Origin of the sequence: Rhizobium sp. 2MFCol3.1 (assembly GCF_000377565.1) — a bacterium.
Classification (GTDB): domain Bacteria; phylum Pseudomonadota; class Alphaproteobacteria; order Rhizobiales; family Rhizobiaceae; genus Rhizobium.
In genome coordinates this window covers 62350-87389 of the sequence record NZ_KB898355.1, presented here as the reverse complement: position 1 = coordinate 87389, position 25040 = coordinate 62350, and the positions used below count along the sequence as shown (strand labels likewise).

At 60.5% G+C, this 25040-nt stretch carries 24 protein-coding genes; 1 reads left to right on the top strand and 23 read right to left on the bottom strand.

Features of this window, described 5'->3' with window-relative positions; genetic code table 11:
* Positions 1-8: 8 nt before the first annotated feature.
* From D460_RS0106375 to D460_RS0106310, 12 genes are all read right to left on the bottom strand, one after another.
* Positions 9-842 carry a carbohydrate ABC transporter permease gene (locus D460_RS0106375; RefSeq protein WP_018897687.1) on the bottom strand — a complete coding sequence of 278 codons (834 nt, stop codon included), beginning with the start codon at positions 840-842 and terminating at the stop codon, positions 9-11.
* Positions 839-1684, bottom strand: coding sequence for a sugar ABC transporter permease (locus D460_RS0106370; protein ID WP_018897686.1), 846 nt, complete (start codon positions 1682-1684; stop codon positions 839-841). The genes D460_RS0106375 and D460_RS0106370 overlap by 4 nt, the downstream gene beginning before the upstream one ends.
* A 100-nt stretch (positions 1685-1784) precedes the next feature.
* Positions 1785-3095, bottom strand: a complete 1311-nt coding sequence (locus D460_RS0106365; protein ID WP_018897685.1) for an extracellular solute-binding protein — start codon at positions 3093-3095, stop codon at positions 1785-1787.
* A gap of 25 nt (positions 3096-3120) precedes the next feature.
* A complete protein-coding gene (locus D460_RS0106360) occupies positions 3121-4119 on the bottom strand; it encodes a LacI family DNA-binding transcriptional regulator (protein WP_245267716.1) in 999 nt (332 codons plus the stop codon).
* Between the two features lie 326 nt (positions 4120-4445).
* Positions 4446-5087: a dihydroxyacetone kinase subunit DhaL gene (dhaL, locus tag D460_RS0106350; protein WP_018897683.1), complete on the bottom strand. Its 642-nt coding sequence runs from the start codon at positions 5085-5087 to the stop codon at positions 4446-4448.
* A gap of 57 nt (positions 5088-5144) precedes the next feature.
* Positions 5145-7169 carry a bifunctional sugar-binding transcriptional regulator/dihydroxyacetone kinase subunit DhaK gene (locus tag D460_RS34965; protein ID WP_018897682.1) on the bottom strand — a complete coding sequence of 675 codons (2025 nt, stop codon included), beginning with the start codon at positions 7167-7169 and terminating at the stop codon, positions 5145-5147.
* 200 nt (positions 7170-7369) lie between these two features.
* Positions 7370-8017, bottom strand: a complete 648-nt coding sequence (dhaL, locus tag D460_RS0106335; protein WP_018897681.1) for a dihydroxyacetone kinase subunit DhaL — start codon at positions 8015-8017, stop codon at positions 7370-7372.
* A gap of 11 nt (positions 8018-8028) precedes the next feature.
* Complete coding sequence (locus D460_RS0106330) at positions 8029-9021, bottom strand: dihydroxyacetone kinase subunit DhaK (protein WP_018897680.1); 993 nt, start codon at positions 9019-9021, stop codon at positions 8029-8031.
* 33 nt (positions 9022-9054) lie between these two features.
* On the bottom strand, positions 9055-9828 hold the full coding sequence (locus tag D460_RS0106325; RefSeq protein ID WP_018897679.1) for an SDR family oxidoreductase: 774 nt from the start codon (positions 9826-9828) through the stop codon (positions 9055-9057).
* Positions 9829-9890: 62 nt separating this feature from the next.
* Positions 9891-10877, bottom strand: coding sequence for a substrate-binding domain-containing protein (locus tag D460_RS0106320; protein WP_018897678.1), 987 nt, complete (start codon positions 10875-10877; stop codon positions 9891-9893).
* 84 nt (positions 10878-10961) lie between these two features.
* On the bottom strand, positions 10962-11966 hold the full coding sequence (locus D460_RS0106315; protein ID WP_018897677.1) for a sugar ABC transporter permease: 1005 nt from the start codon (positions 11964-11966) through the stop codon (positions 10962-10964).
* Between the two features lie 54 nt (positions 11967-12020).
* Positions 12021-13499, bottom strand: coding sequence for a sugar ABC transporter ATP-binding protein (locus D460_RS0106310; RefSeq protein ID WP_018897676.1), 1479 nt, complete (start codon positions 13497-13499; stop codon positions 12021-12023).
* 127 nt (positions 13500-13626) lie between these two features.
* Between D460_RS0106310 and D460_RS35860 the strand changes: the two genes are divergently transcribed.
* Positions 13627-13887: a hypothetical protein gene (locus D460_RS35860; RefSeq protein WP_155947691.1), complete on the top strand. Its 261-nt coding sequence runs from the start codon at positions 13627-13629 to the stop codon at positions 13885-13887.
* Positions 13888-14391: 504 nt separating this feature from the next.
* Here D460_RS35860 and ugpC read toward each other — a convergent pair.
* The 11 genes from ugpC to D460_RS0106240 all read right to left on the bottom strand — a co-directional run bounded on the left by ugpC (position 14392) and on the right by D460_RS0106240 (position 24959).
* Positions 14392-15537, bottom strand: coding sequence for a sn-glycerol-3-phosphate ABC transporter ATP-binding protein UgpC (gene ugpC / locus D460_RS0106290; protein WP_018897672.1), 1146 nt, complete (start codon positions 15535-15537; stop codon positions 14392-14394).
* 5 nt (positions 15538-15542) lie between these two features.
* A complete protein-coding gene (locus tag D460_RS0106285) occupies positions 15543-16487 on the bottom strand; it encodes a carbohydrate ABC transporter permease (protein ID WP_018897671.1) in 945 nt (314 codons plus the stop codon).
* Positions 16471-17367: a sugar ABC transporter permease gene (locus D460_RS0106280; protein WP_018897670.1), complete on the bottom strand. Its 897-nt coding sequence runs from the start codon at positions 17365-17367 to the stop codon at positions 16471-16473. The genes D460_RS0106285 and D460_RS0106280 overlap by 17 nt, the downstream gene beginning before the upstream one ends.
* Before the next feature lie 57 nt (positions 17368-17424).
* A complete protein-coding gene (locus D460_RS0106275) occupies positions 17425-18705 on the bottom strand; it encodes an ABC transporter substrate-binding protein (protein WP_018897669.1) in 1281 nt (426 codons plus the stop codon).
* A 260-nt stretch (positions 18706-18965) separates the two neighbouring features.
* Positions 18966-19166: a hypothetical protein gene (locus D460_RS0106270; protein ID WP_018897668.1), complete on the bottom strand. Its 201-nt coding sequence runs from the start codon at positions 19164-19166 to the stop codon at positions 18966-18968.
* 349 nt (positions 19167-19515) lie between these two features.
* Complete coding sequence (locus D460_RS0106265) at positions 19516-20313, bottom strand: SDR family oxidoreductase (RefSeq protein ID WP_018897667.1); 798 nt, start codon at positions 20311-20313, stop codon at positions 19516-19518.
* A gap of 56 nt (positions 20314-20369) precedes the next feature.
* Positions 20370-21155 (bottom strand): SDR family oxidoreductase, encoded by a 786-nt coding sequence (locus D460_RS0106260; protein WP_018897666.1) that lies wholly within the window; start codon positions 21153-21155, stop codon positions 20370-20372.
* A gap of 13 nt (positions 21156-21168) precedes the next feature.
* Positions 21169-22014, bottom strand: coding sequence for a sugar phosphate isomerase/epimerase family protein (locus D460_RS0106255; protein ID WP_018897665.1), 846 nt, complete (start codon positions 22012-22014; stop codon positions 21169-21171).
* 21 nt (positions 22015-22035) lie between these two features.
* Positions 22036-22737, bottom strand: coding sequence for a deoxyribose-phosphate aldolase (deoC, locus tag D460_RS0106250; protein ID WP_018897664.1), 702 nt, complete (start codon positions 22735-22737; stop codon positions 22036-22038).
* 62 nt (positions 22738-22799) lie between these two features.
* A complete protein-coding gene (locus D460_RS0106245) occupies positions 22800-24044 on the bottom strand; it encodes an MFS transporter (protein ID WP_018897663.1) in 1245 nt (414 codons plus the stop codon).
* A 33-nt stretch (positions 24045-24077) separates the two neighbouring features.
* Positions 24078-24959, bottom strand: coding sequence for a sugar phosphate isomerase/epimerase (locus D460_RS0106240; protein WP_018897662.1), 882 nt, complete (start codon positions 24957-24959; stop codon positions 24078-24080).
* Positions 24960-25040 lie beyond the last annotated feature (81 nt).

The following is a 25040-nucleotide window of genomic DNA, read 5'->3' as shown; positions in this document are numbered from 1 at the left end:
GCTCCTTGTCAGCCCTTCACCGAACCGCCGGCCATTCCTTCGATGAAATGGCGCTGCAGCAGGATGAAGAGAATTACGATGGGTAGAATGATGATGAGGGCCGCCGCCATGATCTCGCCCCAGTCGGACGAGTACTGGCCGGACAGCAGGAAGAAGGAAACGACGGCCGTCAGCCTGTCCTGATCCTGCAGGAAGGTCGTTGCGATCAGGAACTCGTTCCACGAGTAAAGCCCGATGATCAGCGCGACCGTGAGGATGCCGGGCGAGACAATGGGCAGGAAGACACGGCGGAACACCTGCCAATGCGTCGCCCCGTCGATCAAAGCGGCTTCCTCGAGCTCCTTGGGCACGGCAAGAAAATAGGTGCGCAGAAGCATGATGGCGAAGGGCGAGTAGACCGCCGTGTAGATAAAGGACACGGCAATCGGATTGTTGATCAGCCCGAAGCGGGCAAAGCCGAAGTAGAGCGGGAAGAGGAAGAGCTGGATCGGCGCCGTGGTGCTTGCCAGGAGATAGAAGGTGAGGATCTTCCATGTCTTGATCTTGCGGCGGGCGAGAACATACGCCGTCAGCGAACCCGTGGAGCAGACGAGGATGATCGTCATGCCGGTCAGCACCGCCGAGTTGAGGAGCGTGCGCCCGAAATTGGCATCCGACCATGCGCGGGTAAAGTTGTCCCAGCGCAATTCCGATGGCCAGGAGAGCGGATTTTGCACGATCTCGGCGGACGCCTTCAGCGAATTCAGTACCATCAGCACGATCGGAAATAGCGTGATGATCAGCAGCAGCGATAGCGTCGCATAGACGAGGGTCAGCGTGATGCGGCTCTCGGTCATGTTCATTGTTCGAACTCCGATGCTTGCGCGCGGATATAGAGGACTGTGGCAGCCAGCCCGAAGAGGCTGATGACGACGGAAACGGCGGCCGCCTTGCCGACGGCGAGATCGTAGAAGGCCGAACGATAGGCCAGCGTCGACAGCACTTCGGATGAATAGGCGGGGCCGCCCTGGGTGAGGATGTAGACGAAGTCGAAGACGAGGAACGACCAGATGACGGTCATGATCATCATCAGCGTGATGGTCGGCATGATGCCCGGAAGCAGCACGTAGCGGATCATCTGGAAGAAGGTCGCGCCCTCGATGCGGGCTGCTTCGATCTGCTCGGCCGGCACCTGGCGAAGCGCGGCAAAGAAGATGACGCACAGGAAGCCCCACCAGTGCCACAGATCGACGACGGCAATGCCGTAAAGCGCGCTGGATGTCTCTGTCAGCGGGTTGGCAATTTCGATACCCAACCGCTGGAGAAGGCCCGTAACGCCCGTCACCGGCGAATAGATCATGCCCTGCCAGACACGGCCGGTAATGGCCGTGGCTATGATGACAGGGAGGAAGTAGATCACCTGGAAGGTGTTGGAGCCACGACGCGCAACCAAAAGCATCGTGGCAGCCAGGAGCCCCATGCCGATCGGCACCGTCAGGAAGATGATCGTCCAGATGATGTTGTTGGTGAGCGCCGTCCAGAACACGCTGTCGTCCCACAGCGCCGCGAAATTGTCCAACCCGACGAAGACAGGCGTGCTGATGCCGTCCCATTCGAAGAAGGCAAGCGCCACCGTCAGCAGCGCCGGAATGGCGATGATCACGATGTTTATGATGAGGGTCGGCAGAACATAGAGTCTGTGCATGTATATTACCTTTTCGGGCATGATCCGGCCTGCCCGCCACCGGCAATCGGTGGAAGGCGAGCGGGAGGCGCGCGCATGAGCGCGCCTCACAAAGTCCTGATCAGCGAGCCGGGACGGCAGGCGCCTTTCCGTCCTTGGATTCCTTCTGGAAGGACTCGTCGAGCTTGGTCAGATAGTCCGTTGGCGAGATTTTCTTCAGCCAGACTTCCTCGATGCCATTGATGATGTAGCTGTCGGTCGCTGGCGGCAGGAAGGTCCAGGTGGTGTAGCCGTATTTCCCGTCGGCAACGGAGGCGGAGAGGTTCTTCATCGTCTCGGTAAAGAGTGGCGTCACCTCGCTCGCCATCTTGACGCTCGATATATCCTTGAGCGGGATATTCCACTCGCCCTGCCAGGCGGAGTTCATCGTGCCGTAGACTTCAGGCGAGAAGACGTAGTTTATTACCGTGGCCGCACCTTCGGGGTTCTTCGCTTTGGTCGCGATCGAGAAGGTCGAGCCGATCCCGAGCGGGAAGATCGGATCGCCGGACGCACTCGGGAAGCCGACGAAGCCGGCCTCGGATCCGGCTTTCTTGCCGTAGGTCGCAACGTTCTGGAACTGCCATGTGCCGGTCGGCATCATGCCGGCTTTTCCGGAGGCCATCGCGTCAGCCGCCTGCTCGCTGCTGGTCAGCGAGAAGTAGTTCTTGCCGAAATAGCCCTTCTGCCACCAGGAGTTCAGGCGATCGATCGACTTGACGAAAGGCTCGGCCGTCCAGGGCATTTCGCCACGCAGCGCCTTGTTGAGATTGTCGGGGCCGGCAACGGAGTTGAGCGCCAGTGTCACGAACCATTCATTGGCGCCGCGCCAATCGGCATTGCCGGCGGCGAAAGGCGTGATGCCTTCTTTCAACATCGCGTCGGCGAGCGTTTCCATCTCGTCGAGCGTTTTGGGCGCCTGCCAACCGTGCTTTTCAAACAAGGTCTTGTTGTAGAAGAGACCGACGGTTTCGTAAGTCTTCGGCAGCGCATAGAGCTTGCCGTTATACTCGCCCATTTTCAGGAAGACCGGCAGGATACGATCCTGCCACTTGTACTTGGCGGCATAATCGTCGAGCGGCATGAGCTGGCCCGACTGGGCCATCGGCGCGACGTAGCTCGGGCCAGCCGTGTAGACGACATCGGGGCCGTTGCCCGAGAGCATGGCCACGCGCAGCTGCTTGTCGAGCTCGGTGCCGCGGTAGTCGATCTTCAGGCTCTGATCCGGATTGGCCTTATCGAAAGGCTCAACGATATTTTCCTTGATCAGCTTCTGCTGATCGGGGGTTGCCTGCTCGTACCACCAGGTCACGTGATCCTGGGCGGCGGCGATCTGAGCGGCGCCGATGACGATGGCGGCAGCGGCAAGCAATTTCGTCTTCATCTTGGTCATGTTCATTCCTCCCTTGTTCGATGGATTAATTCTGTACGTCTGGCGGCGGAGCGACCGATGCACGGATGACGAGCTCGAACGGCATTTCCTCAGGCTGAGCCGGCTCGGTTTCGCGGGAAATCAGGCGCGACAGAAGTTTTTCGGCAGCGCGCGCGCCGAGGCGATCCTGGAACTGCGCAACCGTTGTCAGCCCTGGAGTGACAAGCGCCGAGGCCATGATGTCGTCGAAGCCCGCGACTGAAATATCGTGCGGCACCGACAACCCGTTTCGAAGCAGGCTCTTGATGACACCAATTGCCATCAGGTCGTTGGCGGCAATGATGGCCGTGACCCGCTGATCACTCGCCACGATGCGATCCGCCATTTCGCTGCCTGCCTCCACGGTGAAATGCGTGGCCTCCAGAACGATCGGCTCAGCGCCGCTCGCGGCCATCGCATCGAGATATCCTTGGAGACGAACGCTTTGCGGACCACCACGGGCGGCGACCATGGCAATGGCGCGGTGGCCGAGACCGAGAAGATGGGCCGTGACAGCACGCGCGGCCGCCTGGTTGTCGATAAACAGATCATCTATCGGAAGCGAACCACCGGATTTGCGCCGCACCTCGATACGCACGACCGGGACGCCGTTCTTGCCAAGCGGCGCAAGATCACGGGCGGACAAGTTGAAGAAGACACCAACCACACCGTCATAGCGCCCCTGCAAGGCAGCGGCGACCACCTGCCGCTCGTTCGCGAGCTCGCCTTCGGTATCGATCGTGATCACCTCATAGCCGGCATTGCGCACAACCTTCTGAACGGCAACGACAAGCGAGGGATAAAATGGGTTCGTCAAATCCGGAACGACACAGGCAATCACATGCGATCGGCTGGTGCGCAACGCCTGTGCAAACCGGTTGGGCTGATAGCCGAGTTCGGCAATGACAGCCTCGATGCGATCAGCCGTTTCCGGCGCAACCTTGTCTCTGCCGCCGTTCAAGACAAGCGACACCGTCGCCTGCGCTACGCCTGCTCGCTCTGCCACTTCTTTCTGCGTTATTCTGCGACCAGCCACTCTAAATTCCATAATTGATACGTAACAATTCATTATTGATACGTATCAACGATAGAGTCAAGCGACAGCTGGCCAAATCTCTAAAACGAGCGATGGCCAATTCGGATCAAGAAGATGACTACCAACTTGAGGTTCTAGCCGACCTGCGGCAGCTCGATAATGTGGTGATCGGTTGATTGATCGCTCGGTGGGCGGACACCGACACAAGGGTTCCGGAACCGACTTAAACGGACATGCGCTTAAGGTGTGCGGCCCAGAACCGGGCAGCACTGCTGCAGGCTGTCATCTGACAAAGCTCAATCCGCGAAAACTTCCGCCATGGCCTTCAAAATGAGAACCGCCGAAGCCGCTCCGGGATCGACATGGCCGAGTGAACGTTCGCCCAGTCTGGCGGCACGTCCGCGTACCGCGACCATCGAACGTGTGGCCTCAGCACCTCCCTCGCCTGCCGCGACCACTTCGCGCCACAGTTCCGCAGGCCCGCTCGCGCGCTCCAGTGCAGCGCCGCCCGCTTCTGCTGCGGGCATCCAGGTGTCGAGCATGGTCTTGTCGCCACGTTGACCCTTGCCTCGCTCTTGTATTCCGAGCGCCATCGCCTGCAACATGGCGACCTGGCCAGCAACATCCAGAGACTGGCGCGCTTCCAAGGCCTTTGCAGCACGCAAGAAGGCGGTCGCGTACAAGGGGCCAGTCGAGGCCCCGACGGCATTGAGGAATACAGAGGCGGCGATTGTCATCACGGCCGATGGCGGCATGTCGTCAAGATCGGATCGCGCCAGTTCACTGGAAACGGCACCAAAGCCGAGCAGCATGGTAATGCCATGGTCGGCGTCGCCAATCGCACCGTCAAGCTCGGTCAGGTAATCCTTTTCCGTGGCAATCAGGCTGGATATCCGGTTGAACATCCGGTTCAGTTTGCGCGCGTCGTTCTCTGCCATCGTTTCCCCTCCCATCGTCAGAATTCTCCCGGCGGCGAGCCGGGCGCATTCTGCTTCTTACGTTATCTTCAAGACTGCGGTGTCGCATGGATGATGCAGCAGCCCCGTCAGTTCCTCATCAAGCTCCATGATGGAGATCGACGCCCCGACCATGTCGAGCGACGTACAGTAATGACCGATCCAGTTTGCCTCGATGGCGATGCCCTTGGCGCTCAAGCGCTGCTCTACGCGACGGAACAGAACGTAGAGCTCCATCATCGGTGTTGCCCCGAACGAATTGACGAGGACAGCGACACGGCTGCTTTCGACCGCCTTCATCTCGGCGAAAATCCGGTCCATCACCTTGTCGACGATCTCGTCGGCGCTGATCATCTTCTCGCGAATGACGCCCGGTTCGCCATGGATGCCCATGCCGAACTCGATATCCTCCGCTCCGATCTCGAAGTTGGGGCGCTGGGTCTGCGGCATCGAACACGCCTCGAGCGCCACGCCGACCGTAAAGGTCCGCATGTTCGCCTTGCGCGTCACGGCTTCGCAAAGATCGAGCGACAGACCGCGATCGCAGGCCGCACCGGCGATCTTAAAGGTGAAGAAATTGCCGGCCACGCCGCGGCGACCATCGCGGTCCTCGATCGGCGAAGAGGTGATGTCGTCAGTGGTCAGAACCGTTCGGATTGGAATACCCGCCGTCTCGGCCATCTCCGCGGCCATTTCGAAGTTCATCACGTCGCCGGCATAGTTGCCGTAAACGAAAAGAACGCCCTCGCCACCCGATGCTGCCTTCGCGCAATGGAGGATGGGGATGGGAGGGGGCGACGAGAAGATGTTCCCGACCGCAACGGCATCGGCAAGCCCCTTGCCGACATAACCCAGAAAGCCCGGCTCGTGTCCGGATCCGCCGCCGATGACCAGACCGACCTTTCCGGGCCTTGGCCCGTCCCGCGCGATCAGGGCGCGATTGGATTTGTCGATCGGCGACAGATATTTGCGATGCGCACGCACCACGCCATCCAGCATCTCCTCGACGATCTTGTCCGGATCGTTCAGAAACTTCTTCACGCGCATTCGCGCAGCGGATGGCAACGGAGTTTGACTTTCGGGACGCAGACGCTGCGATGACCGCTGATCGATATCGGTCACCCCATCGGCGTTGAGAATGCCACGGCCGGTCGCGGCGTCCGTGATCAGCACGTTGACATAGCCGCCGCGCAAAGCCGCGAGGATGGCCGGCACCTTGTCGAAGCCACCTGCGGCGGCGATACGCAAATCGATGTTCTTGAGCATCTCAAGGGAAATGCCGATCGTTCGATCGTCGAGCGGCCCTGCCACAGCGCGTCCGTGCACGTCGATAAAACGGCCAGCCACCACGCCGACGGCGCCCTTGGCAAGATAATCCTGCAGCGGAACGGACTCGAAAAAGCCGCTGGTGTGGATAGTGGAATTGGGACGCAGCGAAGAAATACCAAAAAGTGCCTTGTTGGCGGCGGCAAGCGCGTCGAACTGGCTCTCGATCAGAGGCTCCTGGAGGAACGCATCGCGCACTCCGGGGGCGGAGACAATGGCGGGCGCGGAAATATTGATCAGCTTGCCGTTGATGGCCTTGGCGAGCGCCGTCGCACAGAGCTCCGGTGTATAGGCAAAGCTCGCGCGCGTGCCCCCGGTCGCCTGCACGACCGTCACGTCCTGCAACCCGGGAACCTCCGCGTGCTCGCTTATCGCCAGCACCGTACGCCCCCACGACACGGCGATCGTATCGCCCGACTTGACCAGCCGGTGCAACGCCTGACCGCCTGCGACACCGATTCTGTCGATCAACGGTCTGGCGGTATCCTCGCTCGGAACGACAAGACAGTCCGTCAGGCCAAAATGCCGTTTGAGTGCCTGCGCCACGGTCAGTGAAGCAAGGCGGGCCGGCTCGATCGCGATGTTGACGATGCCGCGCTCACGCGCTTCGGCGAGGTAGCTGTTCACGGTTGCGCGGGATATGCCCATGACGTCGGCGATCTCGCCCTGCGTCAGTCCGTCCTCGTAGTAGAGCCAGCACGCCCAGACATAGGGGTCGTCGCCATAGCGCAGTGGCATCGCATCCGGTGCCTGTGCGAGATCGCTCTTGCCTCCGCCGGCTTTTCTCGCCTGCTGTGTCTTAACCGTTGCCACTCTGGAATGAACTCCCGCTTACAATTGCCGGGAAGATGCCGCCAATGCGGCCCGTTTGCAACCGCGCGGCGCGCGACCCGCCGCCAAGGGACGGGCCGCGCTGTCTTGGGAGACAGACTGCGATATCAAGCGTTTTCCAGGCGAGAAGAGACGCCCACGGAAATCTCCTTCAGAATGAGAGCGCAGGAGGTGGCGCCGGCGTCGAGAATGCCGAGCGACCGCTCACCGAGACGGCTGGCGCGGCCAATTTTCGCGACCAGGTCGATTGTCGAATCGCGTCCCTTTTCGGCAGCGTCAGCCAAGGCAGCGAGCGCGTCCGCGAAGGACTTTCCAGACGCTGTGGCCTCGTCGAAGGCATTCACTGCCGGGACGAAGGCATCGATCAGCGTCTTGTCGCCGACCTTGGCCGACCCGATCGACTGAATGCCATCCAGACCGGCATGCAGCATCTGGCTGAACAGCCTGGCATCGACGGCATCCTTGCCTTCGAGCGTCTCACCAAATTCGGTGAACATCACCCCATAAAGCGGACCCATCGAGCCGCCGATCTCCGTCATCAGCAGCGTGCCGAGCGTTTCAAAGGCACCACTGAGCGAGGGGTCCTGCCCCTTCAGCCGCTCCGCCGCCATGCCAAAGCCCTTGGCCATATTGACCCCGTGGTCGCCATCGCCGATCTTGCCGTCGATCTCGCTGAGATAGGCCCGATTTTCGATGATGCGTTCCGCCAGCGAAAGGACGATCGCACCCGCCGAGGCGTTCTTGAAAGTTTGCATGTCAGCGTTCCTCAGAGCAAGATTGTGCAGGACGTTTCGAGGTCGAGAAGCGGCTTGGTCTCGGCATCGAGCGCAAAAACCGTCAACGTCGCGCCGACCATTTCAAGCGATGTGAAATAGTTGCCGACATAAGTCTTGTAGACGACGAGGCCCCGGCCGGTGATCTCGCTCTCGATGGTGTCGTTCAGGATATAAAGTTCGTTGAGCGGTGTGGCGCCCAGCCCCGAGACAAGGACCGCAACCTCCGTGCCGGCGGGAAGGTTATGATCATCAAGAACGATCTTGCACATATCCTTGGCGACGTCCGCCGCCGGCTTGAGCGGCTCGACGCGTACACCAGGCTCACCGTGATGGCCGATACCGACCTCCATCGTACCCGGCTCGATCTGGAAGTTCGGATGACCGACGGCCGGCAAAGTGCACGGGCCGAGGCCGACACCGATCGAGCGGCAGTTGTCGATCGCCTTTTGCGCGGCGGCTCGCACCTCTTCGAGACTGCCGCCCTGCGTCGCCTTGGCGCTGCCGATCTTCCACATGAAGATTTCGCCGGCAACGCCGCGGCGCTTTTCGCGCTCCGACAGCGGCGCCGAGCAGACGTCGTCATTGGCAACGACGGTCGCGACCTCGATACCGTCCTTGGCGGCGAGCTTCGTCGCCATCTTCACGTTCATATTGTCGCCGGCATAATTGCCGTAGAGGCAGACCACGCCTGCCCCGCCGTCAGCCGCGCGAATGGCATCATGGAAGCTCTTGGCGGTCGGGGAAGAGAACAATTCGCCGACGGCAACGGCATCCAGCATGTTCTTGCCGGTGTAGCCCATGAAGCCGGGCTCGTGGCCGGAGCCACCGCCGGTGATCACGCCGACCTTGCCGCTCACCGGAGCGTTCTTGGCGACAACGACGCGCGGATTTTCGGCAAGCCGCACGATATCGGAATGGGCCTTGATGAAACCCTTGACTGTATCCTCGACGACGAGATCGGGATTGTTGACGAACCGTTGCATGAAGTCTCCTTGAAAATGTCCTGGCGCTTCGGCTCAGAGAATTGTGTAGCCGCCATCGATCAGAAGATCGGCGCCGTTGATCATGTTCGCGCCGTCCGAAACCAGGAAGACGGCGGCGGCAGCGATCTCTTCGGGATAGGCGAAGCGGCCGGTGGGAATGCGCTTCTTGGCGGCCTCTCCCTTTTCACCGGCCCAGGCCTTCTTGCCGAGTTCGGTCAGAACCACGGTCGGCGAGATGGTGTTGACGGTAATCCCATACTTGCCCCATTCGGCGGCGAAGGTCTTCGACATGCCGACAACGCCGAATTTCGAGGCACAGTAGGCGACGTGCTCCTCGATCGCGACCGTGCCTGCCTGCGACGCGAGGTTGATGATCTTGCCGCCGTTTCCTGCAGCGATCATGGCGCGGCCGACAGCCTGGGTGACGAGAAAGCTGCCCTTGAGATTGATGTTGATCGTCTTGTCCCAGTAATCGAGCGACAGGTCTTCGGCGGGCGCCAGGAAGACCACGCCGGCGCTGTTGACCGCAATGTCGATGCGGCCGAACGCGGCGACGACGTCCGATATGGCGCGATTGACCGAGTCCGGCTGGGAGACGTCACAGACGAAGGATTTGGCACCACCACCGAGCGCGGTCGCCTTGGCAGCGGCGATATCGGCATTGATATCGAGCACGGCCACCGTGGCGCCTTTTGCCGTCAGCGCGTCGGAGATCGCCGAACCGATCCCGGATGCGGCGCCAGTCACGACGGCGATCTTGCCTGTCAGGGGGAAATTGAGGTCAATCTGGGGAGCAGTGTCTGTCATCTCTTCAAGCCCTTGCGATGTGGATGCTAGGGCGGCATGATGCCGCCCCGGCTTTGCGTTCGTTACTTGCGGGATTCGAGCAGCTTGTCGGCGTTTTCCTTGGTGACCGGCGTCCAGGGAACGAGGTAGTCCTTGGAGGCGCCATCTTCCCACTTCATTTCCGGATACTGGGTCCAGATCGCCGATTCCGGCTTTGCGTCCTTGTTCGCGGCCTTGATGGCGACGTCGAGCGCGCCTTGTGCCTGTGCGTTGGCATCCTGCAGGATCGAGGCCATTTCGCCGCGCTTGACGGCATTGATGGCATCGGTGACGCCGTCGACGCCGGCGATTGCGAAGTCTTCAACCTTCAGGTTCGCAGCCTTGATCGCCTCGATGGCGCCTAGCGCCATTTCGTCGTTCTGGCCGATAACGCCGTTGATCTGGCCCGGATGCGACGTCAGCCAGTTTTCCATCAACGTCTGGGCTTCGGCGCGCGACCAATTGGCCGTCTGCTTTTCGAGAACCTTGACGTCGGGGCACGCCTTGAGCGCCTTTTCATTGCCTTCAAGGCGCTGGATCTGGCCGGACTGTCCGATCGGGCCTTCTAGGATGACGAGGTTGCCCTTGCAACCCATCTTGTCGAGAACAGCCTTGGCTTCGAGTTCGCCGGCTTCCACGTCGTTCGAGCCGACATAGGAGGTCAAGAGGTCGGAGTTGACGCGGGCGTTGGAGCCGACAACAGGGATGCCGGCATCATGAGCGGCCTGAACGGCAGCAGCACCGGCTTCGATATCCATCGGCACGAAGATGATCGCGTCGAACTTCTGCGTGATCATGGTGTTGAACTGTTCCTGCTGGACCAGCGCGTCATAGCGGCCATCGAACACCGTCAGTTCGACCTGACCGCTCTTCACTGCCGGGTGCTGCTTCAGCGCGGCAGACCAGATCTGCATAAACTCGGCATTCAGGCCGTATGTCGTGGCGCCGATCTTCAGCTTCTTTTCCTGGGCCATGGCAGGCGCAGTCAGGATCGCCGCACTGGCGATAAGTGCGAGCATCAACTTCTTCATCTGTTTCTCCTCCATAGAGATGTCCGGTCGCCGTTATGACGCGCGGTTTGCCAACGGATCGCGGATACGATCCGAATTATCAGGTCAGAGACCTTGATTTCGCTTCTGGTCCAGCATGACGGCGCCGACGATGAGCGCGCCCTTGAGCACCTGCTGGTAGTAGGATTGGATACCCATCAGATCGAGGCCGTTGTTCATGACACCGATGATGAGCGCGCCGATCAGCGTTCCCGTCACCCGACCGACACCGCCCGAGAGGCTGGTGCCGCCGATGACGACGGCTGCAATGGCATCGAGTTCGTAGGCGATGCCGGCCTGCGGCAGCGCCGACCCCGTGCGGGCAGAGAGTATCATGCCGGCGAGACCTGCTAGCGAGCCCGAGATACCGTAGACGGCGAAACGGATGCGGGTGACGTTGATGCCCGAGGTGATTGCAGCATGCGGGTTACCGCCAACGGCATAGATGTAGCGGCCAAAGCGCGTGCGCGTCAGAACCCACCAAGACACGATGAAGACGACGGCAAGGATGACCACCGGCATCGGCACGCCGAGGATGTTTCCGGTGCCAATCCAGCGGAACTCCGGGATCAGCGCCGGCACGGGCTTTCCACCGCCGTAGATGAGGGTCATGCCGCGTGCCGCCGACAGCATGCCGAGCGTGGCGACGAAGGCGGGAACGGCGAAGCGGGAAACGATGAAGCCGACGATGGCGCCACAGGCAAGGCCCACTGCGATACCGACCAGCAACGCAACAGCCGCAGGATATGGCGCGCCGGCAATGCCTGCCGTCGCCGATGTCGTGACAAAGCTGGCGCTGACGATGCCTGCGAGCGCCACGACCGACCCGACAGACAGATCGATGCCGCGCGTCAGGATGACGAAAGTCATGCCGATCGCGAGAACACCGTTGATCGACGTCTGCAACAGCACGTTCGAGATATTGCCGGCCGTGAGAAAATACTCGTTGGAAAACGACAGGATCACGGACAGAAGCAGGAAGGCGAGAAAGATGCCGTATTCCTGAATGAGCAGCCTGCGGCGATCCGAGTTGAACCAGCCCGTCGTTGGTTTGTTATCTGTAAGGGACACTGTTTCTGACCTCTTCCCATGCCGATCCGTATTGAGAAATTCGCGGTGCGCCGATCACGTCGACAGATGCACCAGCGCCTGCGCGTCGGTCTCGGACCGCGGGTAGACGCCCGCCGAGCGACCGTTGCGCATGACGAGGATGCGGTCGGACATGCCGAGCACCTCGTCTATCTCCGATGAAATCATCACCACCGTGCCTCCCGCGGCCGCGAATTCGCAAATGATGCGATAGATTTCGCGCTTGGCGCCGACATCGACGCCGCGCGTCGGCTCGTCCAGCAACAACACCTTCGGGTTGCGCAGGAACCACTTGCCGAGAACAACCTTCTGCTGGTTGCCGCCGGATAACCCCGACACCGCCATGGTGTCGCGCGCGGTCTTGATACCGAAGCGTTCGATCATCTTTTGGCTGGCAGCCTGCTCCTGGCCGCGACGCATGACGAAACCAGGGCTGAATTCCGGCAGGCTGGCGAGCGCGATGTTGCCCCTGACGCTGTCGACGAGATTGAGGCCCGTCAGCTTGCGATCCTCGGTGACAAAGGCAAGCCCGTGCTCCATCGCGTCGACCGGCTTGCTGACGGTGATCGCCTTGCCATCAAGCTTGATCTCGCCCTTGTCCATCCGGTCGAGACCGAACAGGCAGTTGAATATCTCAGAACGGCCGGAGCCCATCAGCCCGTAGATACCGAAGATCTCGCCTTTCTTGACGGAGAAGGACACATCCTCGACCTTGCCCGTCGCGCTCAAACCCGTGACCTCAAGCCCGGTGACGTCGGTCGGCGTGTTGGTCTTGACGTATTCTTCGCCGAGTTCACGGCCGACGATCATGCGGATCAATTCAGGACGATCGATATCCGCAAGGTCGCCCGCACCGATGTACAAGCCATCTCGGAACACCGTGTAGGCGTCGGCGATCTGGAAAATCTCTGACAGGCGGTGGGAGACGTAAACGACACCCTTGCCGGCGGCTTTCAATCGCTCGATGGTCTTGAAAAGCTGCTGCGCTTCCTTCTCGCCGATCGCCGAGGTCGGCTCGTCCATGAATATCACTTCAGCATCGTGGCTCAGCGCCTTGGCGATCTCGACCAGCTGGATCTGCGCGACCGACAGGTTCATCATGAATTGCGTCGGGCGGATGTTGAACTCGAGTTGCTCCAGCAGCCGCTGCGCATTCTGGTTCATCGTCTTGAAATCGATGCCGCCGAAACGACCCGAGGGTTCCCGCCCGAGGTAGATGTTTTCCGCGACCGTCATGTGCGGAACGGGGCTGAGCTCCTGCTCGATGATGGCAATACCGGATGCCAGGGCCGCAGCCGGGCCGGAGAACTCCACGTCCACACCACGTCGCCGAATGGACCCGGCGTCGCGCTTGTGGATGCCCATCAAGATCTTGAGGAATGTGGATTTTCCCGCGCCATTGCCGCCGCACAGCGCATGCACAGACCCAGCCTTGAGCTGAAACCGGCCATCGCGCAGAGCCGCAACACCATTGAAGGACTTCTTCAGCCCCTCGACATCAAGAAGATATTCCACGTCAATTCCTCCCAGCATCGACCACCGGTCAGGTGAATCGACGGATCATCGCGCCCTCTCCATTGGAGCGATTTTTACAAGTGTCAATTACAATCCGACAAATGTCAATCGCCCAGTCGCTCGTTTCTTGAAGTGGAGTTTTGTCGTCGAACAGTCCGGCTGCGAAGACGCCGAGAACGCCGCGTGCGACGGCGCGCGCGAGGTCCGGAAAAAGTTTAGCTTGCTGGATAGCCAGAACGTTCGCGAGAGCCGCGCGAAGCCTCGTTTGAGCGCAGAGCTGAACATGCGCCGGTTGATGATGTGGAGCGCAAGGGGCAAGGGCGAAAATGCCAAACGCGGCCTGATGCCGATCGGTGCGCGTCAGCCCCGACAAGCCTCGATTACATGAGCAGCCGCTTCGTCTCGGAGAGTCACGAGGATTTCGTGGAAAGGCTGGACGCCGGCGAGTTGGACAGCGAGGAGACGAAACAGATGCTGCACGGCCCACATCTGCACCTGCTGCGCGATCCTCAATCTGCTATCCGGCGCGTTGGCCATCCGCATCCGCCCACTGAACCTCGTCCGATTCTTCGGCAGCGCCATCGTCGCCCTCATGCTCTCGCTGCTTACCTTCCTGATGGAATTGCTCGCCGCCGGCGTCCGAAGGTAGGGCGGTAGATTTTTATTGTTTGTTTTGGGGAAAGAAAGAATATTGGTTGCGGGGGGCCTGATGGCACGGAGACTTGTAAATTCGTGCATTGAAGGCTTCTGAACCTGCGAACACATTACTTGATGCCTAAGTGGCCGACTACAAACGTCGAGTAAGATCTACTGCCTGACCCAAAACGACGCCGAGCCATACGGTATCGAGCGTCGGCTGCCCAGACAGCAGCCGACAGAAGCGGTTCGCAGATCAGATCGCCTGAGCCGCGGTGCGTGCCGCGAGCGACGGAGGGGTATTTCCGGTCGCCCCCTTCTTATCGAGACGCCTTCCAGACTTGGTGTCGAACAGATGGAAGTTGGCCTGCGAGAAGCCGAACTTCAACGTCTGGCCGGCGTTGATCTTGGTCGTCGGCGCCGTGCGAGCGGTCACTTCCTTGCCCGCCACGTCGAAGATGACAAGTGTGTCGGCACCCGTTGGCTCCACTAGATCAACGCGCGCGTCGAGAACCAGGCAGTTTTCGTCCAGTGCCTCGCCGATCGTGATGTTCTCAGGGCGGATACCCAAAGTCACGGCCTGACCGCTGACGGCGAATCCGTTCGGCAGCGGAATCGACAGTTTTGGCGACACCTTGAGAACCTGCGCACTGCCGTGGGTTTCCACCGTGCCTTCGAGCAGGTTCATCGCAGGCGATCCCACGAACCGGGCGACAAAGAGATCCGCCGGCGAATTGTAGATATCATTCGGCGTTCCAATCTGAACGATCTTGCCGCCGTTCATGACGACGATCTTCGTCGACATCGTCATCGCCTCGACCTGGTCATGCGTGACGTAAACAATGGTGGCGCCTAGCTTCTGGTGGAGGCGCTTGATCTCGATGCGCATCTCGGTACGGAGCTGGGCATCGAGGTTGGAGAGCGGCTCGTCGAAGAGAAAGAGCTTGGGGTTGCGCACGAGTGCGCGCCCCATGGCGACGCGCTGGCGCTGGCCGCCGGAGAGCTGCCACGGCTTGCGATCGAGCAGATGATCGATGCGCAGCATGGTCGCGACGTTCTGGATTGCCTTCGCGCGCTCCGCTGCCCCCACGCCACGAATTTTCAAACCGAACTCGATGTTCTTGCGGACGGTCATCGTCGGATAGAGCGCATAGGACTGGAAGATCATCGCGATGTCGCGGTCGCGTGCCAGCGTGCCGCTGACATCGGTTCCGTCGATCCTGATTTCCCCTGACGTCGGATAATCGAGTCCGGCGATGATGCCGAGCAAGGTCGACTTCCCACAGCCCGATGGTCCGAGAAGCGTGAGGAACTCGCCCTGGCCGGCCTCGACGCTGACACTGTCGAGCGCGAGGAACGCCCCGTAACGGCGGGTGACGTCTACGATTGAAAGAGAACCCATTTACTTCATCCTTTCACGGAGCCGACAGTGAGCCCGCGGACGAAGTACTTGCCCGCAAGTACGCAGATCACGAGTGTCGGAAGCGCGGTAATAATGGTGCCAGCCATGTCGACGTTGTATTCCTTGACGCCGAAGGTGGTGTTGACGAGGTTGTTCAGAGCGACGATCACGGGCTGGCTTGCGCCCGAAGAGAACGTCACGCCGAACAGGAAGTCGTTCCAGATCGCGGTGAACTGCCAGATGAGGGTTACCGCGATGATCGGCGGCGACAGCGGCAGGATGATGCTGAAGAAAATCGTCCAGTACCCTGCCCCGTCGATCTTGGCCGCCTTGATCAGCTCATCCGGAATCGAGGCGTAGTAGTTGCGGAAGAACAGCGTGCAGATCGGGATGCCGTAGACCGACTGGACAAGGATCAGACCCCAGATCGTGTTCAAGAGACCCAACTTCCCGAGAAGCTGAGCGGCCGGAATCAGGATTGCCTGGTATGGGATGAAGACGCCGAACACGATCAGGATGAACAGCAGGTTGCTGCCCGGGAAGCGAAGCTTCGACAGCGTGAAGCCATTGATGGCACCGAGCGCGGTGGAGAATATCGCCGCCGGTATCACGATCATGAAGGAATTCAGGTAATAGGCCTTGAGGCCCACACAGCGCGTTCCGATGCAGGCTTCGCCCCAGGCCTTCGTCCACGCATAGAGCGACCAGGCGCCCGGCCAGCTGATGATTGACTGTCCCCGGAAGTCCTCTGTTGGCCTGAGAGAGGTAATGAGCATCAGCGCGAGAGGGGCGAGGAAGAACAGCGCCAGCGAAAGAAGCACAGCATAAAGAACCACCCTGGCAACAGGGTTCGTCCGCTCGACTGTCCTCGGTTGCGAACTCGTCATCGCCTTGGCTTTCTTCTTCAGCGGCCGAATGGTCGGCTGAGCGAAATCATTTGTTGCGGTCACGGCCTGGCGCTCCAATCAAAAGTGCAGGAAGGGCGATGATCAGCGCTGCGAGCAGGATCATCACCGCCGACGCGGAGCCAATGCCGAGCTGGTTTCGGCGGAAGGCCATGTCGTACATGAAGGTCGCAGGGAACTCCGACGAGCTTCCCGGACCGCGCTGCGTCATGACGATGACGAGGTCGAATGTCTTGAGCGCCATTCCGACAAGGATTGCGCCCGCGGAGAGGAAGACGGGCCAGATGGATGGCACGATGATCGAGAGATAGATACGCCATGGACGGGCGCCATCGAGGCTGGCGGCCTTGATGATCTCGCTGTCGACGCCACGCAGCGCTGACAAGAAAAGCACCATCACAAAGCCGGCGACCTGCCAGAGGCCGGCGATAACAAGCGTGTAGACGACGAAGCGCTCGTCGCTGATCCAGGCGAACTCGAAACTCGGAAAGCCGAGATCGCGGATGAACCGCTCGACGCCGATCGTCGGGTTCATGATCCACCGCCAGACGACACCGGTGACGACGAAGGACAGAGCGATCGGATAGAGGAAGATCGTGCGCCAAAGGCTCTCGGCGCGGATACGCTGGTCGATGAGAATTGCAAGGAATAGTCCCAGTGCCAGACCGATCGCTACATAGAGAACGCTGAACACCATGAAGTTCCCGACGGCCAATCGCCATGGCCCGAAACGCCAGAGTTTCCAGTAATTCTCGATCCCGACCCAGGTGAAGTCGGGAACCATTTTCGACGCCGAAAGCGAGACAAGAACAGTCCAGGCGATGAAGCCGTAGACGAAGACGCTCAGCGTGATGAGCGATGGCGACATTGCGATGACGGGTGCGATATGTTCCCGCCACGGAGCCGCCAGTTTTTTTCTGGTCATTGCGACCTCCCTACATGAAACTGGCCGCGACCCGTGGATCGCGGCCATCGATTATGATCACTGCGCGAGTTCGACGGCGTCGAGCATTGCTTGGACAGCCTCGTCCGACGTCATCGTCTTCGAACTGAAGTGCTGCGAGGAGACCTGGCGAATGGCGGCGTCGATGGAGGGCGATACGCCCTGGGTCATCGTCCACATATCGCCGACAAGCGTGCCGGCTTCGTTGTTTGCCTTGATGTCGGCGGCCGAACGCTGGGCGCAGCTATCGTACTTGTCGAGCGGCACGTCGTTGACCGAGGGAACCGAGCCCTTGATCATCGTGTAGGCAATCTCCGCGTCGGGGTTCAGCAGCGTCGATGCCAGAAGTTTCTGCCCGCTCGAGGCGTCGTTCTTGCCCTTCTCCTTGACGAAGAAGCCCATCGAGTTCGACACCATCACCATGCCGGGACGGTTGGCGACCTCACCCGGAACCGGCGAGCAAAGGATGTCGGTGCCCATCTTCTTGCCAGCCTGCAGGAATTCGCCCTTTGCCCAGTCGCCCATGATCTGGAAGGCTGCGTCACCCTTGGTGACCATCGCCGCAGCGAGGTTCCAGTCGCGGCCGGGAGCACCACGGTCGACGTAGGTGGACAGGATCCTCATACGGTTAAAGATGTCACGCGTCGTCTTGCTATCGATCGCGGCAGGGTCGCCCTTTGCGAGCTTGCGGAAGTAATCAGCGCCGCCCATGGCCAGAGCGACCGTCTGGAACGTCGTGCCGTCCTGCCATTCCTGGCCACCGTGTGCGAGAACGATCTTGCCGGAAGCCTGGATCTTCTTGGCAGCGTCGTCGAACTCGGCCCAGGTTTCAGGCATTTTGTCCACGCCGGCCGACTTCAGCACCTCGGCATTGCCCCAGAGCCAGTCCAGGCGATGGATATCATACGGCACGCAAACATAGTGCCCATCGACCTTGGCGAAGTTCTTGAGGAGCTCGGGGAGACGTTCGTCCCATTTGCCCTTGGCGGCAACGTCATCGATGTTGGCGATGTAGCCCTGCTCGTACCAGCGAGCAGCTTCCGGGCACTTGGGAAGCGCTGCGCCAGGGGCGTCGCCGGCGAGAACACGAGCGCGAAGGGTCGTGTCATGCGCGTCGCCACCACCACCGGCGACCGGAGAGTCGATCCACTTGCCGCCGGACTTTTCGAACGCATCCTTGAACTTGTAGAACGAAGCGGCTTCGCTGCCAGACGTATTGAAGTGCAGGACTTCGACACTGTTGTCGTCGGCTGCCATCACCGTGTTGCCGTGAAGCATCGGCAAGGTCAGCGCTGCGGCGACCGCCGCAATATATCTCATTCGCATTTACATCCTCCCGGGTGGCCGCGCTCGACGGCCGGTTAGTGATCGATGCGCCCCTAAGTCTCAGGGCATTGTTGCTTCCGCTCAGATTTTTGGGCGCAAGAGATCGTTCTCTGAACCGCAGCGCGGCAGAGTTGGACACGGCTTCGCCATCGGCGATTGCTACGTCGCCTTCGGCATGAAGCGCTTTATGAGACACACGTCCGCAGGAACGCGCCTGCTTTGATGCTCGGCCCTACGACCGGCATCGTCACGTGTCAGATGTCGATTGGGCTCTGGTGTCGAGGGCGCGCCGCCTCCGAATGGACCATCAACCCCGGCAAGCCGGTGAGGTCCCCAACGACGCAACTGTAATCCAGAAAGCGAACGAACCAACTGCCCGCGGCAGCCGACAGACCTCGGGCGCCACGCATTGCTGCGCCCACCTCGTTCTGCTTTTTCCTCTTGGTATTTTCCATCCAACAACCTCCCGATGTCGCGGACTTCGACCTAGCAAACGAACTCGAGTGAAACCGCGAGCGCGAAGGTGTCCCGCACGATGCGGGCCATCGACAAGGCTCACTCTCTCCCCTTCCCGAATGATATCGGTGCTGCTCGTTCTCAGACGATTTAGCCCAGACATCACTCGAAAACTGCCTGTATTTGTCTTTTTTAACGCTAAACAAAAAATATATGGCTGTCAATCTTGGTTGGAAACTCATTGCTGTTTTCAGGAACTTTAATATCGGAAGATTGGATATGCTCGCAGACAGGCCAACCCCGCTCCAGCCATCGCGTGCCTGGAGCGGACAACATCCTGCCAGGGGATCAGACGAAGAATTGCCCACCGTCCGCGACGATCGACTGCCCGGTCACATAGCCGGAATCACTGGAAGCGAGGAACGACACGACCTTTGCGATGTCCTCAGGCTGCGCGAACCGCCCCATAGGTATCTTGGCGCCAACCTTCGCCATCTCGCTACCGGCAGGTGTTCCCTCGCTCGTCGTAACGACCGCGTCGATCGAGGCATACATATCGGTCTGCGTCGCTCCGGGGCTGTATAGATTTGCCGTGATGCCGTATTTGGCGAGCTCGAGCGCGACGGTCTGGTTGAAGCCGCGGACCGCGAACTTCGAGGCAACATAGGCGCATTGCCACTCGCCGCCCCTGTGCGCGCTGACGGAGCCCGCCGCAATCAGCCGGCCGCCGCGCCCCTGCTTGATCATGTGCTCCGAGGCCGCCTTGTAGCAATTGAAGACCCCGCGCACATTGACGGCCATCGACCGGTCGACGTCGTCAGCCGTCGTATCGACGAAATGCGCGGTGATGGCGATGCCGGCGTTGGCGACCATCACGTCGATACCGCCGAAATCGGCAACATGCTCGGCAACCATCCGGCTGACGTCTTCCGCCTTGGTAACGTCCACCGTCGATGTGCGGGCCTTGCCGCCAGCGCTCTCGATTTCCGCGCGAACGGCATTGAGCTTTTCCTGGTTCGACGGCAGGTCCGCCAAGGTGACCGATAGACCGTCTTTGGCCAGACGCATCGCGATGCTGCGGCCGATCCCCTGCGCCGACCCCGTTACAACCGCCGTGCGGGCTACCGCCGACTTGCTCTCATTCATGATAACCTCCCGATAAGAATGGAATCCGGACTTCGATCGCCCGGACGTTTTCCGCATCAGACCATGTAGATGCCGCCGTCGACGACGATCGATTGTCCGGTGACATAGGCTGCGTTTTCGGACGCAAGGAACGAGACGACCCTGGCGACATCCTGCGGTGTTCCGGTGCGACCGAGCGGAATGTTCGGCAGCATCTTGTCCCACTGGCTCCCCCGCGGTTTGCCTTCCTTGGTGGTCACGATCTCGTCGATCGAGTCCCACATCGGCGTCTTGATGACGCCAGGGCTGTAGATGTTGGCGGTGATGCCGTGCTTGGCCAATTCGAGAGCGACGGTCTGGTTGAAGCCGCGAACGGCAAATTTCGACGCCACATAGGCGCATTGCCACTCGCCGCCCTTATGGGCGCTGACGGAGCCGGCGGCAATCAATCGGCCGCCCCGCCCCTGCTTGATCATCCTGGTGGCGGCAGCCTTGTAGCAGTTGAAGACGCCGCGGACGTTGATCGCCATCGTGCGATCGATGATCTCGACCGTGGTGTCTTCAAACAACGCCGTGACCGCAATCCCGGCGTTTGCGACCATCACGTCAATCCCGCCGAAGGCGGCGACGTGCTCTTCAACCAGCCGGTCCACATCGGTGGCCGAACTGACGTCGGCGGCGGCGATACCGCATTTGCCGCCTGCTGCGGTGATTTCAGCCGCAGCTTTTTCGAGTGCGGCCTGATTTCCCGGAAGGTCCGCGAGAGTGACCGCGAGGCCATCCTGCGCGAGACGCTCTGCTATACCGTGACCGATGCCCTGAGCGGCCCCGGTGACGATCGCCGTGCGATTTTCTGTGGTCATAGTAATTCCTCCTTTATACGGCGACTTTGGTCTTTAGGCCGGCTTCCATGCGTTTCAGGTTGGAGATCGCCGTTTCGGCGTATTGATCGAAAACCTTGGGATCGGTGGTGAAGGCATTACGCCTGTAGCGATCCAGCGCCTGCACATCGCACTCCATGGCAATAGCGCCGCGATAACCAATGCTGAACAGCGTTTCCAGGAAACGTCCGAGGTCCAGGTGGCCCATGCCGGGCGCCGTCCGGTTGTTGTCGGCAAGGTGGACATGCTTGAGGTATCCAGCAACCGAGCGGAGCGCGGCGTGAACGTCAGTCTCCTCGATGTTCATATGGAAACTGTCGGCCATCAGCGCGACATTCGCGGACCCGGTATCCTTGACAAGGCGATGAGCAGTCTCCAGACGGTTCGCGAGATAGGTCTCGGCCCGATTGACGCATTCGATGACGGCGGTCACGCCAAGCCCCTGCCCGATGCGGCCAATTTCTTCGAGACTTTTGACGACATTGGCCCACTCCCGTTCCAGGGAGGTGTCGGGGCTGAGCTTGCCGATACGCGTCGGCACGATGATCGCAACCGGCGCGCCGATGTGCGAGGCAAGCTGCAGGCAGGACCGGACATACGATACGGCGGCCGATCTCACGGCTTCGTCCGAACTTGAAAGGTCCCGATCCCGGCCAACGAAGCGGCCGTTCACCGATGTGCAGGTCAGCCCGTGATGGCTGAGGCGGCTTTTGACCTCGGATGGCAGCATCGACATGACGGGGAGTTCCACCCCGTCATATCCGTATCGGCTCAAACGCTCGAGGCTGTCTTCCAGCGTCTCGTCGGTAAACAGAGCCTGTGACCAGCTATATCGAAACATGGGATTCTCCAGTTCTCGTCATCAGTCGATGGTGAGCCCGGCCTTGGTGCGAGCCCTGAAGTCGTTGAGGATATTGGCCGTTTCCGACGCACCGAAGCGACGCGCGCCATTCCGGTAGTAGAGAAGGATCGCATCGAGGTTGAAGCAGCCACCGGACGCCTTGATGATCGTCTCGGGCTTGAGGACAGATCGCATCTCGCGGACATCCTCGGCAATCGATGCCTGCATATCGGCGCGCTGGCCCGTTGAGGTCTTCACGAAATCCGCGCCGGCGGCCTCGACGATGCGGGCTGCGGCGATCCGCTGTTCGCGCGTCAGGTAGAAGCATTCGATGATGCCTTTGACCGTGACCTTATAGGGCTTGGCCAGGCTCACGATCGCCCTAATATCATCCTCGACATAGCCGACATCGCCAGACAGAAACGCCGAGATATTGATGACCATGTCGAGCTCATCGACGCCGTCATCCAGCGCCTGCTGCGCCTGAAGCACTTTCGTCGCCGTGTAGTCGTTGCCATGCGGGAAGCCGACATAGGTCTGAAGGGCGATGCCCTTGCCGTCGAGCCGCTTTTTAGCGGCCTTCACGCGAAACGGCTGGGTCGTGAACCTGCCCGCGCGGTATTCGATCGCGCTTTCGATACCGGCGATCATGTCCGCTTCGGTATGGTTGGGATCGATGATCGAATGGTCGATCATGGATGCAAGAGCATCGACTGTAAGCATGGGTTTCCTCCTGTTGACTTGATGTTGCATTGCTGTTCACCGCCGGGTCCTGAGATGCCTCCTCACTCGGACCCTGCAGGACAAACTTGTTGATCAACCGGGTAGCGCGGCGATCGGTTTCGTTCTCGACGTCCGGTCGCGGTGATCGCAAACAGGACCAGCCCCATTGAAAAGGCGGCGGCGGTGAGCGCCCCTGTTCCGCCGGCGAAACCGGCTGCTGACGTGAGGACACCGACAAGCGGCGGCATCAGGCCTGCACCGAAGCTGCCCGATCCGAACGCGATACCGGTCGCTGCCCCCGTATTTCGCGGGTAGGCGTTTCGCAGGATCGAGAGAGCCGATGGCAAGACCGGCCCAAGACCAGGTCCGAGAAAGGTGACGGCTGCGATCGCGACCATCGCGCTTCCGGTCACTGTCGCTGTCAGGAGAAGCGAGCACCCGATCGTCGAGAGGGTGACGACGAAAACCAGGATCGCGAAAGCCGAATACTTCCGGCTTGCCCACGCCGCAACAAAGCGGGATGCTGTCAGCAGAAACCAGAACCATGACAGGACCATCGAGGCTGCCGTGAGAGAGAGTCCAGCCGATCGGTTGAGGAGCATTGGCAGCCAGACGCCAAGGCTGGCTTCGATGGACGACTCCAGCAGCAACAGCGCCGAGATCAACCAGATGAGCCGGGTCTTCAGTATCGGCGAATGCCCCGCCGAATGGACCACCTCGGCGATCGCTTCCGAGTCCGCCGATGGTATCGATAGCTTCGGCCGCCAGACCAGCAGAAGCGCCAGCGCGCTCGCCATGGTCAGGGGAACCAGCCACAGTCCGGGAATGCCCGAGCCCGCGGTTATCACTGCGACGCTCATCACCGCCGGCGCGATAATTGCTCCGACACCAAACATCGCATTGACCAGATTGAGCGGACCTGCCCCCTTCGAGGACTCGGCCGCCAGCACATTGCCCAGGAGCAGCAGAGCACCATCGCCAATCCCCTTGCATGTGGCCGCGATCAACAGCCAGGTCAGGGACGTCGAGAGTGCGATCCCGCTGATCCCGCAGAGGAAGAAGACCATACCGACGAGCATGATCGGCCGGTGGCCGGTGTGCTTCAAGACAAGTGCCGTGATTGTCTGCGATGACAGCGATGTCAGGGACACCACCGTCATCAGACTGCTTGCGGCGACGGTGCTTGAGCCCGTCTGGCGCGCCAGATCCTGCAGCACAGGTCCAATCCCGCCCTGGAACAGCCCGACTGCCAGGAACACGATGCAGACCACCAGCAATAGTCGGTTGGTCTCCGACAAGGCATTCATAGGACGATCCTCAGGGACGGAACGGGCTCAGTGTCAGGCGGCGCGATAGGCCGCCCGGCGGCCCTTGGCCTCATTGATCTTCATTTCCACGAAGGTCTTGGAAGTCCGCGCGAAATTATCGCCGTCGCTCCAGTTCTCCCGCCAAACGGCGCAGATCGCTTTCAACCAATCGCCGCAGCCGGCGTTCGCGAAGGCCTCAATCCCGATATTCCTGGAATAGCCGATGTCCAGGAGCGCATCGAAGATCGGAGCATACTGGATGGTGCCGGAACCGAGATTGCCGCGATTGCTTTCACCGATATGGAAATAGCCGATGCGGTCGCCCGCCAGACGGATCGCCTGTGCCGGGTCCTCTTCCTCCATGTTCATATGAAAGGTGTCGAGGTGCAGGTAGATGTTGTCAGAGCCGCTGTCGCGGATGTAGGCGAGCCCCTGCTGGACCGTGTTGATCAGGTTCGTCTCGTATCGGTTGACGAGTTCCATGCACAGCGCCACGTTCGCGGCTTTAGCCTTCTCGGAAACTTTCTGAAGCACGCCGACGCTCGTATCCCAACCACGGCGGGTCGGCATCGTCTTGAACTTCTGATGCGCCGAGAACATCGGGCCGCTCATCTGCCGGCTGCCCAGATCGCGGGCAACGCTGACGGCCTCGTGGAGGAACGCCTCGCCGCGACGGACGACTTCGGGGTCTTCGCTTGTGAGGTCGTATTCAGGCGCAAGGCCCGCCGAGGCGAGAACGCCGAGACCGAGCTGTTCGGCGCGCTTTGCGATGCGGTCTACATTGATCTTGTTGCGATCGACACCGGGGAATTCGATCAGGCTGTATCCGGTCGCAACGGCCTTTTCCATCACCAGTTCAAGGCTGTTCTGGTCCTGGGCGTCGCTCCACACGAAGGAATGGATTGCGAGTTTCATCGTACGAGTTCCATTGTTCCGCCAGCGTCCGAGCTGGCTCGTTCGCGAATAGGTGGCTGCCCCACGCCGTTCAACGAGCGG

Bases quoted from the DNA above. Each gene is read 5' to 3' on its own strand.
- D460_RS0106325 (WP_018897679.1), bottom strand. From the start codon at position 9,828: ATGACAGACACTGCTCCCCAGATTGACCTCAATTTCCCCCTGACAGGC.
- D460_RS0106245 (WP_018897663.1), bottom strand. From the start codon at position 24,044: ATGAATGCCTTGTCGGAGACCAACCGACTATTGCTGGTGGTCTGCATC.
- D460_RS0106255 (WP_018897665.1), bottom strand. From the start codon at position 22,014: ATGTTTCGATATAGCTGGTCACAGGCTCTGTTTACCGACGAGACGCTG.
- D460_RS0106330 (WP_018897680.1), bottom strand. From the start codon at position 9,021: ATGCAACGGTTCGTCAACAATCCCGATCTCGTCGTCGAGGATACAGTC.
- D460_RS0106320 (WP_018897678.1), bottom strand. From the start codon at position 10,877: ATGAAGAAGTTGATGCTCGCACTTATCGCCAGTGCGGCGATCCTGACT.
- D460_RS0106370 (WP_018897686.1), bottom strand. From the start codon at position 1,684: ATGCACAGACTCTATGTTCTGCCGACCCTCATCATAAACATCGTGATC.
- D460_RS0106275 (WP_018897669.1), bottom strand. From the start codon at position 18,705: ATGAGATATATTGCGGCGGTCGCCGCAGCGCTGACCTTGCCGATGCTT.
- dhaL (WP_018897683.1), bottom strand. From the start codon at position 5,087: ATGGCAGAGAACGACGCGCGCAAACTGAACCGGATGTTCAACCGGATA.
- D460_RS0106365 (WP_018897685.1), bottom strand. From the start codon at position 3,095: ATGACCAAGATGAAGACGAAATTGCTTGCCGCTGCCGCCATCGTCATC.
- D460_RS0106240 (WP_018897662.1), bottom strand. From the start codon at position 24,959: ATGAAACTCGCAATCCATTCCTTCGTGTGGAGCGACGCCCAGGACCAG.
- D460_RS0106375 (WP_018897687.1), bottom strand. From the start codon at position 842: ATGAACATGACCGAGAGCCGCATCACGCTGACCCTCGTCTATGCGACG.
- ugpC (WP_018897672.1), bottom strand. From the start codon at position 15,537: ATGGGTTCTCTTTCAATCGTAGACGTCACCCGCCGTTACGGGGCGTTC.
- D460_RS0106265 (WP_018897667.1), bottom strand. From the start codon at position 20,313: ATGAATGAGAGCAAGTCGGCGGTAGCCCGCACGGCGGTTGTAACGGGG.
- deoC (WP_018897664.1), bottom strand. From the start codon at position 22,737: ATGCTTACAGTCGATGCTCTTGCATCCATGATCGACCATTCGATCATC.
- dhaL (WP_018897681.1), bottom strand. From the start codon at position 8,017: ATGCAAACTTTCAAGAACGCCTCGGCGGGTGCGATCGTCCTTTCGCTG.
- D460_RS0106280 (WP_018897670.1), bottom strand. From the start codon at position 17,367: ATGACCAGAAAAAAACTGGCGGCTCCGTGGCGGGAACATATCGCACCC.
- D460_RS34965 (WP_018897682.1), bottom strand. From the start codon at position 7,169: ATGCCACTGCGCTATGGCGACGACCCCTATGTCTGGGCGTGCTGGCTC.
- D460_RS0106260 (WP_018897666.1), bottom strand. From the start codon at position 21,155: ATGACCACAGAAAATCGCACGGCGATCGTCACCGGGGCCGCTCAGGGC.
- D460_RS0106270 (WP_018897668.1), bottom strand. From the start codon at position 19,166: ATGGAAAATACCAAGAGGAAAAAGCAGAACGAGGTGGGCGCAGCAATG.